The organism is Brevibacillus fulvus (assembly GCF_016908525.1).
In the GTDB taxonomy this organism is placed as follows: domain Bacteria; phylum Bacillota; class Bacilli; order Brevibacillales; family Brevibacillaceae; genus Brevibacillus_G; species Brevibacillus_G fulvus.
Map to the genome: position 1 here is coordinate 163,325 of NZ_JAFBEB010000005.1, position 15,159 is coordinate 178,483.

Annotated in this window: 12 protein-coding genes; 8 read left to right on the top strand and 4 right to left on the bottom strand. The window is 50.6% G+C overall.

Features of this window, described 5'->3' with window-relative positions:
• Positions 1-29 precede the first annotated feature (29 nt).
• Genes JOD01_RS09310 through JOD01_RS19985 form a run of 3 tightly spaced genes read right to left on the bottom strand, consistent with a single transcriptional unit; the run spans position 30 to position 3,495 of the window.
• On the bottom strand, positions 30-1,421 hold the full coding sequence (locus JOD01_RS09310) for a UDP-N-acetylmuramoyl-tripeptide--D-alanyl-D-alanine ligase (RefSeq protein WP_204518047.1): 1,392 nt from the start codon (positions 1,419-1,421) through the stop codon (positions 30-32).
• Positions 1,418-2,146 (bottom strand): cysteate racemase, encoded by a 729-nt coding sequence (gene cuyB / locus JOD01_RS09315; protein ID WP_239565343.1) that lies wholly within the window; start codon positions 2,144-2,146, stop codon positions 1,418-1,420. The genes JOD01_RS09310 and cuyB overlap by 4 nt, the downstream gene beginning before the upstream one ends.
• Positions 2,143-3,495, bottom strand: coding sequence for a YheC/YheD family protein (locus JOD01_RS19985; protein WP_204518048.1), 1,353 nt, complete (start codon positions 3,493-3,495; stop codon positions 2,143-2,145). Before JOD01_RS19985 ends, cuyB begins: the two co-directional genes overlap by 4 nt.
• A 246-nt stretch (positions 3,496-3,741) precedes the next feature.
• On the opposite strand from JOD01_RS19985, the gene JOD01_RS09325 reads away from it, so the two are divergent.
• The 8 genes from JOD01_RS09325 to JOD01_RS09360 all read left to right on the top strand — a co-directional run bounded on the left by JOD01_RS09325 (position 3,742) and on the right by JOD01_RS09360 (position 13,829).
• Complete coding sequence (locus JOD01_RS09325) at positions 3,742-5,142, top strand: sensor histidine kinase (protein WP_204518049.1); 1,401 nt, start codon at positions 3,742-3,744, stop codon at positions 5,140-5,142.
• Positions 5,139-5,777, top strand: a complete 639-nt coding sequence (locus tag JOD01_RS09330; protein WP_204518050.1) for a response regulator — start codon at positions 5,139-5,141, stop codon at positions 5,775-5,777. Before JOD01_RS09325 ends, JOD01_RS09330 begins: the two co-directional genes overlap by 4 nt.
• 128 nt (positions 5,778-5,905) lie before the next feature.
• Positions 5,906-8,017, top strand: coding sequence for an AMP-binding protein (locus JOD01_RS09335; RefSeq protein WP_204518051.1), 2,112 nt, complete (start codon positions 5,906-5,908; stop codon positions 8,015-8,017).
• Positions 8,017-9,228, top strand: coding sequence for a lysophospholipid transporter LplT (lplT, locus tag JOD01_RS09340; RefSeq protein WP_204518052.1), 1,212 nt, complete (start codon positions 8,017-8,019; stop codon positions 9,226-9,228). The genes JOD01_RS09335 and lplT overlap by 1 nt, the downstream gene beginning before the upstream one ends.
• Before the next feature lie 65 nt (positions 9,229-9,293).
• Positions 9,294-9,482 carry a hypothetical protein gene (locus JOD01_RS09345; RefSeq protein WP_204518053.1) on the top strand — a complete coding sequence of 63 codons (189 nt, stop codon included), beginning with the start codon at positions 9,294-9,296 and terminating at the stop codon, positions 9,480-9,482.
• Positions 9,483-9,500: 18 nt separating this feature from the next.
• Positions 9,501-9,803, top strand: coding sequence for a spore coat protein (locus JOD01_RS09350; RefSeq protein WP_204518054.1), 303 nt, complete (start codon positions 9,501-9,503; stop codon positions 9,801-9,803).
• 213 nt (positions 9,804-10,016) lie between these two features.
• Positions 10,017-12,362: an RNA polymerase recycling motor HelD gene (gene helD, locus JOD01_RS09355; protein WP_204518055.1), complete on the top strand. Its 2,346-nt coding sequence runs from the start codon at positions 10,017-10,019 to the stop codon at positions 12,360-12,362.
• 231 nt (positions 12,363-12,593) lie between these two features.
• Positions 12,594-13,829 (top strand): MFS transporter, encoded by a 1,236-nt coding sequence (locus JOD01_RS09360; protein ID WP_239565344.1) that lies wholly within the window; start codon positions 12,594-12,596, stop codon positions 13,827-13,829.
• Between the two features lie 94 nt (positions 13,830-13,923).
• Here JOD01_RS09360 and JOD01_RS09365 read toward each other — a convergent pair whose 3' ends face one another.
• A complete protein-coding gene (locus tag JOD01_RS09365; protein WP_204518056.1) occupies positions 13,924-15,120 on the bottom strand; it encodes an MFS transporter in 1,197 nt (398 codons plus the stop codon).
• Between the last annotated feature and the right edge of the window lie 39 nt (positions 15,121-15,159).

Genomic DNA, 15,159 nt, shown 5'->3' on the forward strand with positions numbered 1-15,159 from the left:
TCTCTATCCTTTTGCGCGGACAACCTTGATTATCCGATCAGCCACTTTCTCAGCTTGCGGAAAGAGGGATATTTATAAAGGCGATACTTGTAAGGGAATTTGCAGAGAACAAGCGAATGGCGGCCCAACACCGGCTGCAGCGCCCGATACACATCATCCCCGGTTTTGCAATATCGAATGCGGCGGGGGTTCATCCCTAACTGGATAGCCTTCCGACCAATCCGCTCCGCTTCGCCGATGACGATCAGATGATCTACGCCAGTCTCCATGACCACTTTTGCCATTCGGTCATATTCGCCTTTCGCTTGCTCACCCAACTGCGGCATGTAGCCCAGGATGGCCACCTTGCGCTTCTCGCCCGCTTTTGCCTTCAGCACCTGTAAAGCCGCTGTCATGGAAAGAGGCGTGCAATTCCATGTGTCGTCGATTACAGTCGTATTTTTCGGCCCTCTCACAAATTCCATGTGCTGGCGCACTTGTTTGAAAGTAGCGAGGGATTCAGCCGCATCTTTCAGATCAACGCCTATTGCATGCACGGACGCCAATGCCGCCATCGCATTGTAGACATTGTGCTCACCGAAACCGTTGACCTGTACCTCCAGACTTTGGTCCTCATGGCGCAGGACAAAGCTCATCCCCTTTTTCGTAAACTGAATCGCCTCTGCCTGATAATCAGCCTCATTTTTGATGCCGAAGCGTACGAGCCGTCCGGTAAAATGACTGACATCGATTTTGGCGATATTCTCGTCATCGGCATTTAAAATCAGCGTCCCGTCCGGAGCGACACCGTCAACCATCTCTGCCTTGGCCCGCAAATAGTTGTCAAACGTTTTGCAGCCCAACAAATGGTAAACCCCGATATTCAAAATGACGCCAACCTGCGGCCGAAAATGGCGGCAGCTGTTCGTGATACAGCCCGGATGGGAAACGCCCATCTCGAAAACCGCAGCTTCCGTCCGTTCATCGATTCCGAGCAAATACGGCAAGTTGTTGTTCAAATTGTTCTTCCCGTCATAAGTTGCCTGTACGCGTCCGTGACGTGACAAAATATGTTTCACCATTTCGGTTGTTGTGGTCTTCCCGCTTGTTCCCGTAATCCCGATGATCGGAATATCAAACAGGCTGCGGTAATACCGGACGAAATCCCAGTAGGCCCGGTCCACATCTTTTACCCGGACGATCGTAATTTTCTTCCCAACCGCTTTCAAGATACGCAGCGGGTCAGTTGTGATAACGATCAGCGACGAAGGCACGGCAATCTTCCGCCAATTGACGGGACTGCTCGGATATTCAAAAAACAGCGTATTTTTGCGAATTTCATCCACATTGAGCGTGGCATGGGTTATCGGTTCTTCTCCGGTTCCGCGGGTGAGCGTACCATTAATGCGACGCAGAACATTTCGTAAGGTTAAACGGATCATAAGCACCCTCCTGTAGGCAAATCTTCCTGTCGTGCGAGCTGGACCGCTTTTTGCGCCAACATTAGCGTTGGATCAAGCTTTTGCAGCTGTTCAGGCAAATACGGGAAAAGCAGCGGGATTTCCGTGCAGCCGCCAAGAACAGCCGTCACTCCTGAAGAATAATACTGGTTCAATCGTTGTTTCAGTGCTGGCAAGTAGGGGTTGTCGGCGATGCGTGATGCTTTGACTTCTTCAATCACGGCAGTAACCAGATCTTGCTCCGTTTCCGATGGTACTTGCAGTCGCCAGCCGCTTCTTGCAAAAGCATCCTGATACAAACGCTGCTGCAGCGTTGCCTTTGTGCCGAGCAGCAAAATCCGGTGATTGAGTGTCGGATAATTTTTTATGACCGCATCAACGGTGATCTCCACCATACTGTAAAAGGGAATGGCGATCGCTTTTTGCACCGGTTCAAACCAAACATGCGCGGTATGGCAAGGCATGATCAGGAAATCGGCACCAGCCTGCTCCAAGCATCTGGCCGTGCGAATCAATTCCCTTTCCGGACTTTCCGTTCCGTGCAAAATGGAACTGACACGCGAGGGGATTTGCGGATTATTATAAATAAGGATGGGGATGTGTTCCTGGTCGACGGACGCGGAGGTATTCTGTACGATTTTGGCGAACAGGTCGACCGTGGCCATCGGTCCCATTCCACCCAAAATACCGACCGTTTTTGGCATCATTCATCCTCTCCCTCTTTTGTTTCAAAACCGGCCAGATACTTCAAATAGAGCAGGTGGTTTAATAGGATTTTGATGTAAACACCGGTTTCCTGCGCATCGAGCGCCAGCGTCGGATCGGGATTGTTATGCTGGATCTCCAAAATCCACAGATGGCCATTGGCATCAACGCCGATATCGACGCCCATATTTCCACAGTTGACGCCGACTTCGTCCAGACAGCGGGCCACTCGGAACGACAAGCGCGAGATACGCTCGCGGAAATGCTGCAATTCGTCCGGCGTCAGGCGAAACATCCGGCGGAGCGTATCCTCTCCCCTTTCCGCCGAACCTCCGGCGGAAATGTTGCTGACGACACTGTTCGGAGCGCCGAACCTTGCGATTAAGGCGACTTCTTCCCACTGCCGCCGACCGTTTTTGACCATGATGTTGCGAAAATCGATGATCCGTTTCCGGTAGGAAAGCAAGGGAATGGCTTTTTGAATGATGTATTGGCTAGGCGTAAGCAACCTCCCCAGAAAATCGCCCAATTTCCGGTAACTGGTGAAAAGAACTGTTTGATTCTGGTTATTTTTGCGATATTTGACCAAAAGCTGCCGCGATCTGCGGCTCACCCTGATCACCGATCTTCCTCTCGATCCCCATATCGGTTTGATGTACAAACTGCCATATCGGCGCAGCAAAACGCCAACTTGCTCGGGATTTCTGTAAAGTTGACTCGGCGGCAGATTCCTGCGCAAACCGCCGGTCAGCAAAATCTGCTGCATCCTCCATTTGTCAAACGTAAAGTTGTTAAAAAACGCCTTGCCTAATACCCGTTGGAAGTGAATCTTGTAATCTCTCGGGATCATTTTGCTGCGAATGAAAAAGGAGGAGGGATAACCGTATACACCTCTTACCCAGCGCTTGGTCCGCGGGTTATAGACGGCTCCCCTGATTGTGCGTCGTTTGCGGTTGACATTTTCCAGACAAAACGCCATAATCGTTCCGCCGATCTGGTCGTACAGTCTGACGTAATCATTGAGTATCCGCAAATTTTTGCTGAAATCACGGGCGGAATGCGTGATCAAAAAACCGATCACCGGGCCGATGCGAATCTTGCCGTTTTTGTAGATCACATCAAACTGGTTGCTCAATGGGATGCGCAGACGATTGACCATTTCCGCGGAGAGCAGGATTTCATTTCTCTCCACCTTCGACGAAAAGCCTACCTTGACGGGCAAAGAGGCCAGCCCATACCTCAGCGTCATTCGTCCGGCAGCTTCGATGCCCCAATTCGCCGCTGTTTCCGGGTGCACCACCATTGCGTTCGACCTTCGTCTTGACGGAATAATCTTATATCTTGTTTCCACCTCATTCACTCCTAATTCGTTAGCCATCTTCCGGGAAGACTTCAACCTCACACACTCAATCTTCTCTATGTATCATATGGTTTGGCTGCTGGCTTGTTTGGACGAATAGCTCGGAAGGATGCATTTGGGTACTCAACCTTGGGAAAGGCTGATAGGTTTTTGCATCAACCGGGTGTTTGGCAAGCTGGCAACCCCCCATTCTGCGGTATAATAGACTTACAATAAAAAGGGAGAAAATACGGAAAAATGATGCTAGTTGTCTTGCTCATTATCTGGGCATTGGGAACGCTGGTTTTCTTTATCGATCCGAAAAAGACGTTTATTCGCTGGGCCAGCGTAACCGCATTTGTCGGCAGCGGCGGTTTTTTGGCAACGGTGATTGAAGAAACGCTGCTGCCTTTCCTTTGGCAGCACCAGCTGGTACTACCGGGGACGGAACAGCTCCTTTACAGAATCAGCACAGGCTCTTCGTTTCTTTGTCAGGTTGGCCTTCCCTATGCCTTTCTCATGTTTGCTGTCCATTCCGGAGAACTGTTCCGCGCGAAAACGAAAACTTTCTTGAGCTGCCTCACCCTGCTTCCGCCACTGCTCATGCTGCTTGTTACCCCGATCTATCCGGTCTTGCAGTTGAACTATTGGCTGCTGGCCGCATGGGTATTTCCCTATTTTTTTGCCGCCAGCTGGATTTTGCTGACTTTGTATCGCAGAGAAAAAGAGCCGCACCTCCGCAAGAGCCGTTTCTATACCAACATTTTGATTATTGTGCCGCTTCTGCTTATGTTTATCCTGTTGTATGCAATGCGAATCCAGCACAATTATGAAGCTTGGCGCTATAATGCCATCGTGGTGGGAATCCAATTTGTGTTCATTTTGTTGATCAGTGTGAAGTACGGCTTTTTGGGCGTTCGCTTTCGCATCGAGCGGCGGCGGTTGGACAGCACCCTGCGGGCGATCACGTCCGGCACGCAAATTCTGAACCATACGATTAAAAATGAAGCGGGCAAGCTGTCGCTCTACGCCGAACGGATTCACAGCTATGCCCGGAAAACCAATCAGCCGGACTTGCAAAAAGACGCGCTCATCTTGGCAGAGTCATCCCGCCAGATTTTGGAGATGATGAACCGGATTCAAGGACAGCTGCAGGATATTGTACTGCGGGAACAATGGATCGACCCCGGAAGCCTGATCGAACAGGTGGCCGACCATTTGCAGCCGGATGCCGCCGCTCATCAAGTGGAAATCAAGGCGGCGCTGCAGGCCAATCCGCTGCTGAACTGCGATCCCATTCAACTGCGGGAGATATTGACCAATCTTTGCCGAAACGCCCTGGAGGCGATGCCATCCGGTGGCACGCTGTCGCTTAAAGCCACCCTGCTGAAAAGACATTATCTGGTGACGGTTTCCGATACCGGAACGGGGATTGACAAAGACAATTTGCGACATGTCTTCGATCCGTTTTTCTCCACGAAAAAAGGCGGCAATAACTTTGGACTCGGGTTGTCCTACTGTTACAGCGCGATGCAAAAACATCAAGGCAAACTGGAAATATACAGTGTTTTAAACGAAGGGACAACCGTATCGCTCTACTTTCCGCGCAAGCGAGTGCTGTTGCCAAAAGAGGAATTGAACAAGGAGGTCAACGCGTGAACGAGATTACCGTAATTCTGGTGGAGGATGATATCGACTGGCGGAACGGCTTGGCTGATTTCCTCAACGCCGAAGAAGATTTGACTGTGATCGGAACGGCCGGAACCAAACAGGAGGCACTTGCCGTATGCCGGCAAATGACGGCAGATATCATCCTGCTGGATATTAATCTGACCGCAAATCAACTGGACGGAATTGAGGTTGCCATGACGTTGCAAGAGCAGGGGACAACCAGCCAGATCATTATGTTAACCTCCCTGCAAGCCTCCGAGATCATTGTCGATTCCTTCTCTGCCGGCGCCATCAATTACATCAGCAAGAGCAACTTTCGCGAGATCCCGGAAGCCATCCGCTCGGCCCATCGCCAGCAATCGGCGATCCATCCCACAGCCGCAGCCGCATTGCGCGAGGAGCTGCAGCGACTGAAAAACCAGGAGGCTAAGCGCCTGCTCTCACCGGCGGAAAAGGAAATTTTGAAACTGGTCCATCAGGGACAGACCCAGTCGCAAATCGAACAAACCTTGCATATTACCCAACGCACGATCAAAAACCACATAAACCGGATTCTTAAAAAGCTGGGGGTCAAGTCCAGCAAGGAAGCAGCGGCAAAAGCAAAGCAAAAAAGGCTGTTTTAGCAGGTTCAGCTTTGACGGTTTTGCGCCAAATCAGACAGGTACCAAGAAAAGTTGGTACTTTTTTTATCGCGATCGCACTCTACAATGAAAAGCAAGCAATCATTTTTTTACAAAGGTGTGGATCGAAGATGACCTTTATGCGCATCATCCTGAAGTGGCTGTTCACCTTGTGCTTTCGCCTGCGAATCGAAGGTTTGCGCAAACTTGATTTCTCCCGGCCGCATATTTTGATTCCCAATCATGTCTCCTTGCTGGATGCGGTTCTGCTTGCTCTGTATCTGCCCAAAAACGTGACATTTGTCGTCAACACGGAAATTGCCCAACGGTTCTCCTTCGTCATCCGCTTGTGCAAACATATTACCGTTGACCCCTTCAATCCTTACTCCGTCCGGCAGATGATCCGGGTCATCAACAAAGGCGAATCGCTGGTCATTTTCCCCGAGGGACGCATCACGACAACCGGCGGCCTGATGAAAATTTACAGCGGTGTTGCCTACCTGGCGATGCGGACAGGGGTTGTCCTCTATCCCGTCATCCTGCAAGGACTGGAACGGTCGAAACTCTCCTATTTGCGAGGCAAAATCAGAACGGTCTGGTTTCCGCAAGTGACGATTACGGTCGGTGATCCCTTTCCTTTGCCCAAACAGCCAGGCATCTCCATGAAAGTTCAAAAAGCGGCGGCCAGCGACTTCATTTTGCGCACCTTGCAGAAAGAATGGTTTGCCAGCCGGGCGAAAAACGAGGTCAATCTGTTTAATGAGGTACTGCACGCTGCCGCCATCCATGGCAGCCGGGTCGCAATCGCCAAAGATCCAACCGGCTCACTGACCTATCGCCGTTTGTTGCTTGGCAGTTATTTGCTCGCCGATTTGTTGAACAGAAAATGTCCGGACCAACAGACAGTCGGGCTGTTTCTTCCCAGCTCCAACGGCCATCTTGTCGCTTTGCTGGCGCTGTTTCGCCTCAACGTGACACCGGCAATCCTCAATTTTTCCCTGGGCGTCCAAACGCTGCTCGATTGCTGCAAAACTGCCGGAATCAAGACGATCTTGACTTCGCGGACGTTTATTGCCAAAGGGAAGCTGGAGCCGATGTTGGCGGCCTTTATTGAACAGAAAATTCAGATCATTTATTTGGAAGATGTGAAGGCATCCGCTGGATTCGGGGACGCGGTGCGGGCTTATTTCCGCTATCTGCGCAAACAGCGCGCTTCCGTCAGCGATAAAGAGCTGGTTTTGTTCACATCCGGCAGCGAAAGCAAACCGAAAGGCGTTGTCCTGAGCCACGCCAACTTATTTTGTAATGTGCAGCAAGCGCGCAGTGTGATCGACCTGACCGCCAAGGATAAAATATTGAATGCTCTTCCGCTGTTTCACAGCTTTGGCTTGACCGCAGGGACGTTCCTGCCCGTCATCCTGGGCGTTCCGGTCTATTTTTATCCGAGTCCGCTGCATTATAAAGTGATCGCTGAACTTTGTTATGACCGAAATGCGACGATCATTTTCGGGACTTCCACCTTTCTCGCCGGTTACGGGAAGGCGGCACATCCATTCAGTTTTTATTCGATGCGCTATGTGTTTGCCGGCGCCGAAAAGCTGCGCCCCGAGGTTCGGCAACTCTGGATGGAGAAATTCGGCATCCGGATTCTGGAGGGATATGGAACAACGGAAACCGCGCCTATCTTATCCCTTAATACACCGCTGCAAAATAAAGCAGGCAGTGTCGGACGCCTGTTGCCGGGCATTGATTATCGCTTGAAACCGGTTGAGGGCATCGCCGAAGGGGGCGAACTGCTGGTAAAGGGGCCAAATGTGATGAAAGGATATTTGCTGCATAACCAAGACTTTCAGCCAGTTGGCGAATGGTATGCCACAGGCGATCTGGTGGAAGTCGATCAAGACGGGTTTATCACGATCAAATCCCGCCTGAAGCGCTTTGCCAAAATCGGCGGGGAGATGGTCTCCCTGAATCTCGTCGAAGAATTGGCCAGCCAATGTTTTGATCACCCCGGCTTCGCGGCGGTCAGCATTGCGCACGCGCGAAAAGGAGAACAAATCCTGCTGTTTACGAACGACGCAACCGTCAGCCTCGGGGCGATACGCGACCGATTCCGCGAGAAGCAAGTTTCTCCGCTGCTCATCCCGTCGGCCCTACACTTTATGCCCGAGTTTCCTCTGTTGGGCACAGGGAAAACAGACTATGTTACACTACAGCAAATCGCGGAAAGGCGGGAAGGTTAATGAAATTACGGATGAAACCGTTGCCCTCCCTCTATCTGGCGCAATTTCTCTCTGCCTTTGCCGATAATATGATCTTGTTTGTGATCGCCAATTTGTTGAGCAAAAATGGCTTTTCTCAGGCAGCGCTCGCGCTCGTCTCGATTTTTTTCTTCCTTCCTTATCTTGTTCTTGCTCCGCTTGTCGGCGCTTTGGCCGACAAGCATCCCAAGACGCTCGTCCTCATCGTCGGCAATCTGGTGAAAGCTTTGGGGCTGCTGCTATTGATCGCGCTCGATCACAGCCAGATTGTTGTGCTCATACTCAGCTATTTTACCGTGGGAGTAGGAGCCGTCATCTATTCTCCGGCAAAATACGGAATTTTGCCGGAGCTGACTGCTACGGAAGACGAACTGTTTCGGGCAAACGCCAAAATGGAAGCATACACGATTGTAGCCATCTTGGCCGGAATTGGCCTCGGTGGGGCGATCGCCGCGACCGCGCCTGTGAACCACTCAACTTTGCTCTGCCTGCTGCTCTATCTTTTGTCCCCCGCACTGACGATGTTCATCCCCCGTCAAGGCGGAGATGCGTCGATTCGGTATCGGACAGAGGCACGGCAGTTTGTTGCCACCGTCCGCTTGCTTTTCCACAAACGGCAAACCCGCTTTTCCCTGGTGGGAACAGGGGCTTTCTGGATGAGCTCGGCTGTCTTGCGCATCGCAGTATTGGCCTGGATTCCGGCTGCCTTGCATATTGATCCGGACAGTATTGCGGTTTCCTTGATCCTGGCAACAACCTCAATCGGAATCGTAGCAGGCGCATTTCTCGCCCCGCGGCTGGTGCCGCTGCGCAAGTTGGAACGCGTGCTGCGGTTTGGCTTTTTGCTGTTCGCGCTGATCCTGCTGTTTCCCTGGTTCCCGCTTGCCCCTTTGACCATTGCCTTACTGCTCCTTGTCGGATTTATGGGTGGATTGTTCATCGTCCCGATGAACACCATCCTGCAAGAAGAAGGAAAAACACTTGTGGGAACGGGAAAGACGATCGCCGTACAAAATTTTGTGGAAAATCTGCTGATGATGATTGGTTCCGCCGTTTATTACCTTTTTGTTTACACAGGCGGAGCCGTTTCGGGAGCCATTGTCCTGCAAGCCTGTTTGCTGTTGTTGTTCCTGCTCTACTTGTCCAGACATAAACCGCGCGCTGCGGTCAGTACCAAGTCCAAACAATTGTAACGGCCGCCCCTCCTGATTGGATATTTGTCTTCATTCAGGACAATCTAAAACGGGAGGTGAACAGGATGGCCAAACAACTCGCTTTTCACGAGACGATGGAACTGACGGAAATCATGAATTTCAAAAGCGTATGCTTAACCAAATCGACGGTTTCCCAGGCTTTGGTGACCGATGAAGCATTGCGAAGCCTGTTACAGCAAGATGTGCAAACAACGCAACGGCAGATTGGAGAATTGCAAGGTTTCTTATCCTGACAGCTGGAGGTGAACGCGATGAATAGCGTAATGGAAAACATGACCGGTATGAATGTGATGACCGACCAAGTCGTCGCCGGCGATTTGTTAAACGCAGCGAAGACGGGGATCAAGAACTACGCAGTGGCGATTTCCGAAGCGGCCACCCCTGAACTGCGCGCCGTGTTGCGCAAACAGATGGACGAGGAGATAGCCTTTCACGAAAAAATCAGCAGCTATATGATGCAAAAAGGCTGGTATAAGCCTTACGATATGAACGAGCAAATCAACGTTGTGTTACAAGCAGGCAAAGCCGCCGTCAATGCGGCGCAAAACAAGTAAGTAACAGGAAGCATGAAAAAACCCTCTATATTTATAGAGGGTTTTTTATCCATTTCCGCAAAAAAGTTTTGAATTTCAAGCGTACGGCATGTTATAATGAAGAAGTCGTCTCTTCTAATTAATTTTGGTTATAACTCTCTAATAATAATCTTACCACAAAATCGACGGCGTGTCAAAGGCTATTTGCACTAAATTTTTTTAGGGGTGGTCATCATGGAAAATTCCAACCAGGAATGGCACAGCGAACAATTGCGAGTCAACCGAGTGGTTGCAGAAATTGACCGACAACTGACTGCCTTGCAGCAGCAGGTCGGCAATCTGCGCGGTGAGATCATCGATATCCGCAAAAATTTTTGGGAAGATGTCACCGTGAACTTCGATGATCCCCACGAAGCGGCGGAGACGTATGCCAGCTTGAAGCAACAGGCCGAAGTCTTGTCTGAGCGCGAACGCAGTCACCGCCATGCGTTGCTTCGCCATCAAGCGCTGCTTCGCTTGCGGCAATCCCCGTATTTCGGCAGAATTGATTTCCGCGAAGAAGGAAGCAACCATTCCGAGCAAATTTATCTCGGCATTTCTTCGCTGCTCGATCAGGACGAACTCAATTTTCTCGTTTACGACTGGCGGGCGCCGGTTTCCAGCCTGTATTATGATTATCCGCCCGGCCCTGCACAATATGAGACACCCGGCGGTACCATTTACGGAACATTGGATCTGAAACGTCAATTCATCATTCGCGATGGGAAGATCCAAAGTATGTTCGACACCGGCATAACGATTGGCGACGAGCTTCTTCAGGCCGTATTGGGCAAACAGGCTGACACCCAGATGAAAAGCATCGTGGCGACCATCCAGAAAGAGCAGAATCAGATTATCCGCAACGAACGCAGTCAGCTGCTGATTGTCCAGGGAGCGGCCGGCAGCGGCAAGACATCGGCTGCCCTTCAGCGGGTTGCCTATTTGTTATACCGTTATCGCCAGACATTGCAGGCTGAGCAGATCGTCCTGTTTTCACCCAATCCCATGTTCAACAGCTACATATCGACTGTGCTGCCGGAACTGGGGGAAGAAAACATGCAACAGACCACTTTCCAGGACTATCTGGAGCGGCGTTTGGGCGATCATTTCCATGTGGAAGATCCCTACACCCTATTGGAATTCGCACTAACCGCGGCAGACAAACCGGGCTATGCGGCGCGGATGGAAAGCGCTCGTTTTAAAGCAAGTCCCGACTTTATGCAACTGATTGAGCAATATGCCGCTTCCTTGGGGAATACGGGAATGGTCTTTCACGATCTGCGTCATCGCGATGAAGTGTTGATTTCCGCCTCGGAAATCAGCGAGCTGTTTTATCGGCAAGATCCCGCTCTCAATCTGCCCAATCGGATGAGACTACTCGCCGAACAATTGCTCCGGCGTTTGCAAGAACGGGAACAGGCGGAACAAGAAAAAAGCTGGGTTGAGGATGAAATCGAGCTGCTCGACAAGGATGCCTACACCAGAGCTTATCAGCAGCTCCGTCGGGAAAGACGGGGGACACAGGACAGCTTTGACGATTACGCACGGGAACAGGAAATTTTGTCACGCTATGTCGTGCGCCAGACGTTCAAGCCGATTCAACAACAAATCAAACAGCTCGCTTTTATTAACATGCCAGCGATCTACCGCAAGTTGTTTGCCGATCCGTCAGCAATTCGGCACCATGCCGGTTTAATCGAACAGCTTCACTATTGGCCGGACATCTGCGCGCAAACGATAGCCAGGCTGGACAATGGCGAACTGCCGTATGAAGATGCAACGCCTTACTTGTACTTGCAGGAGTTGATCGAAGGCTTCCGGCGAAATACGACTGTCCGGCACGTCTTTATTGACGAAGCTCAGGATTATTCCGCCTTTCAGTTTGCCTTTTTGCGGCATCTGTTCCCCCGCAGCCGTTTCACCGTCTTGGGCGATCTCAACCAGGCGATTCAACCGTTTGTCCCTGGGGAATTTGCCCCGCTTATGGAACGGTTCAAACCGGAGCAAATCGAGATGCTGCGTTTGTCCCGCAGTTACCGGTCCACTCGCCCGATCGTGGAATTTACCAAGGGATTGATTCCCGGCGGAGAAGCGATTGAGCCGTTCAATCGCGACGGAAACAAACCGACGCTCATTTCCTGTCGCAACCAGAGCGACTTAATCCAGAAAATTTGTCAACTGATCACTCGCCTGCAAACAGAGCCGTACCAGACGATCGCTGTCATTTGCAAGACAGCCGATGAAAGCAAGCTGGCGTATGAAGCTTTGCGGGAGCAGCTTCCTGTGCAGCTGGTGGAAAAAAACGCGACTACATTTAAACCGGGAGTATTGATTATCCCTTCTTATTTGGCCAAAGGGATTGAGTTTGATGTCGTCATTTTGTTCAATGCATCTGCTGAGCAATACGGGGATGAGATGGTGCGAAAACTGTTTTACACCGCTTGTACGCGCGCGATGCACGAGCTGTATCTTTGTTACCGCGGGGAATTGAGCCCTTTCGTCAAAGCGTTGCCCCCCGACACATATGTGCGGATGCCATAACCAGACGTACCGCAAACTGTATCTTTTTACAGTTTTTTAAAACAAAAAAATAACAGCTGCGTTTATAATGGGTTTACCGTTCTGTTCTTCCCGAACCCCACATATGCTCAGATCCATGAAGCTGTCACAAAACCGCACACCCGATAACCGTTAACCACAAATGAAGGGTTCAGCCGATTCCGGCAAAAGTTTCATCCGCAACCACTAAGTCCAGATTGAAGGAGATGTCAGATGTCAGTTAAAAGCAATAGCAATGTACCGTTGTATATTTTGATGGTTAACATGTTTATCGCCATGCTGGGGATCGGCTTGATTATTCCCGTCTTGCCGCAATACATGCTTGAGTTTGGCGCAAGCGGAAGTACGCTGGGCTATCTCGTGGCAGCCTTTGGATTGACCCAGTTTATCTTCTCGCCGCTTGCCGGCGAACTATCCGACAAATACGGACGAAAAATCATGATCGTAAGCGGACTGGTTTTGTTCACCGTCTCGCAATGGATCTTCGGGATCGCAGATGAAATTGGCATGCTCTACTTGTCGCGGCTGCTGGGGGGAATCGGCGCTTCCTTGATGATCCCGTCGATGATGGCCTATGTTGCCGATATTACGAACGAGCAAAATCGCGGAAAAGGAATGGGCTGGTTAGGGGCGGCAATGTCGTTGGGCTTTGTGATCGGCCCCGGCCTCGGCGGATTCCTGGCGGGTTACGGCCTGCGGGTACCTTTTTATACGTCAGCCGGCGTCGCGGCATTAGCGACGATCGCTTCGCTGCTGATCTTGCCGGAAACCCTCTCCAAGCAAAGCCAGCTGGAAGCACGGCAATCGAAAAATAAGCGGGAAAGTATGTTTCGCCAGCTCGTCCAGTCCGTCAAGGCTCCTTATTTTATCTTGCTGATTCTCGTTTTTTCTTTAACGTTTGGTCTGGCCAACTTTGAGGCTATTTTCGGACTGTATGTCGATATCAAGTATCAATATACCGCACAGGATATTTCCATTTTGATCACAGTTGGTGCCTTGATGGGGGTCATTATCCAGGCATTGGTGATCAACCGGCTGCTTCAGCGCTACGGGGAAAAATTGCTGATCAACCTTTGCTTTTTGTTGTCAGCCCTTTGCCTGATTTTGATGTTGTTCTCCGGCAACTTCTGGTACGTCATGATCATAACGTTGATCTTCTTTGCCGTTACCTCGATCCTGCGGCCGGCCATCAACACAATGCTGTCGAAAATGGCCGGAGACGAGCAAGGATTTGTCGCCGGGATGAACAATGCCTATATGAGTCTGGGGAATATTATTGGTCCTTCCCTGGCCGGCATCCTGTTTGACGTTCATATCAATCTGCCGTACACATTTGGCGCACTGATCCTTCTGTTCAGTCTGTTCCTCTCACTCGCCTGGGAGCGCAGCAGCCAAAAGCGCAAACTGCAAAGTACCGTGCAAAAAAACAGGCCGCTGGGCGAAGGCTAAGCGCCGCATGCAAAAACAGAAAAGACGCTTCTCGGACAGATCAGCCGGTTTGCTGATCGCCGAGGCGTCTTTTTTGCATGAATGCCGACAATTTTTAGTTCGAGGCAACAGGAGCGGACCCTTTCCCCGCTTTCCGGCCATGCAGGAAGTAATACAGGAACAAGGAAAGAAATACGAGCACCGCCATTGCAATATAGAGACCGCGATAGCCGAGCACAGGAATGAGCAATCCAAGCACAAACGGCCCAATCCCAATGCCGCCGTCCAAGAAAATAAAGAAGGTCGACGTAGCCAGCCCCATGCGATCTTTCGGCGAGACTTTAATGGAAATCGCCTGCGCACTGGAAGAAAATGTCCCGTAGCCAAGTCCGACCAAAGCGCCGGCAGCCAAAATCGCGAATCCTTGATGTGCCTGACTCAGCACAACCAAAGCGATCGCAAACAAGATAAAGGACGGGTACATGACCAGGTTCTCGCCTTTTTGGTCAAACCAGCGGCCCGTAAACGGTCTGGAGACCAAAATAAACAGCGCGTAAACAATAAAGAAAAAGCTGCTGACATCGACCAGGTCAATTTCTTTGGCATAAGACGTCAGGAAAGTCAAAATACTGGAGTAGCCAAGAGCAATCAAGGCAGCGATGATAGAAATCGGGATCGCTTTAACCTCAAAGAAGCTGCGAATGGAGAGACCTTTCATCTTTGCGAAGTGGTCTTTGCTAAACTCCATTTTTGGCACGTTGACAAAAAAGACAGCAAAGAAGCTAAGTACCAACAAGATATTGCAGACGGTAAAATTCATCGAAAACCCGGCATGTTGACTCAAATACATCCCCAAAAACGGCCCGATTGCCGCCGCCAGCGTAACACTCAGCGCATAATATCCCGTGCCTTCCCCCCGCCGTTCATTCGGAATGATTCGCGCGACGATGGTCCCTGTCGCCGTAGAAGCAACCCCCAGGGCGGCGCCGTTCAAGAACCGGTTAATGAACAGGAAAGTTAAGCTGTTGACGAAATAATACAGACAGGTCGTCAGCAAAAACAAAATAAAGCCAATGTACAAAGTCTTTTTCCACCCGATGCGATCGATCGTTCTCCCGATGATCAGACGAGCCAGCAGTGTACCGATTACAAAAATACCGGAAGCCAGCCCAGCCTCACTCGGCGTGGCCTGAAATTGTTCTGTGGCAAACACGGTGATCGTTACCATCAGCAAATAAAAAGTAAAGTACAGAAAAAAGTTGGCAAGCGAAACAATCAAAAAATCTTTGGTCCATAACTTTGCTTTACCCATATGACACTCCTTCTATAATTCCGGATGACCCAATCGGCA

Coding starts and splice junctions, on each gene's coding strand:
- JOD01_RS09310 (WP_204518047.1), bottom strand. CDS start 1,421: ATGATCCGTTTAACCTTACGAAATGTTCTGCGTCGCATTAATGGTACG.
- cuyB (WP_239565343.1), bottom strand. CDS start 2,146: ATGATGCCAAAAACGGTCGGTATTTTGGGTGGAATGGGACCGATGGCC.
- JOD01_RS09325 (WP_204518049.1), top strand. CDS start 3,742: ATGATGCTAGTTGTCTTGCTCATTATCTGGGCATTGGGAACGCTGGTT.
- JOD01_RS09335 (WP_204518051.1), top strand. CDS start 5,906: ATGACCTTTATGCGCATCATCCTGAAGTGGCTGTTCACCTTGTGCTTT.
- lplT (WP_204518052.1), top strand. CDS start 8,017: ATGAAATTACGGATGAAACCGTTGCCCTCCCTCTATCTGGCGCAATTT.
- JOD01_RS09345 (WP_204518053.1), top strand. CDS start 9,294: ATGGCCAAACAACTCGCTTTTCACGAGACGATGGAACTGACGGAAATC.
- JOD01_RS09350 (WP_204518054.1), top strand. CDS start 9,501: ATGAATAGCGTAATGGAAAACATGACCGGTATGAATGTGATGACCGAC.
- helD (WP_204518055.1), top strand. CDS start 10,017: ATGGAAAATTCCAACCAGGAATGGCACAGCGAACAATTGCGAGTCAAC.
- JOD01_RS09360 (WP_239565344.1), top strand. CDS start 12,594: ATGTCAGTTAAAAGCAATAGCAATGTACCGTTGTATATTTTGATGGTT.
- JOD01_RS09365 (WP_204518056.1), bottom strand. CDS start 15,120: ATGGGTAAAGCAAAGTTATGGACCAAAGATTTTTTGATTGTTTCGCTT.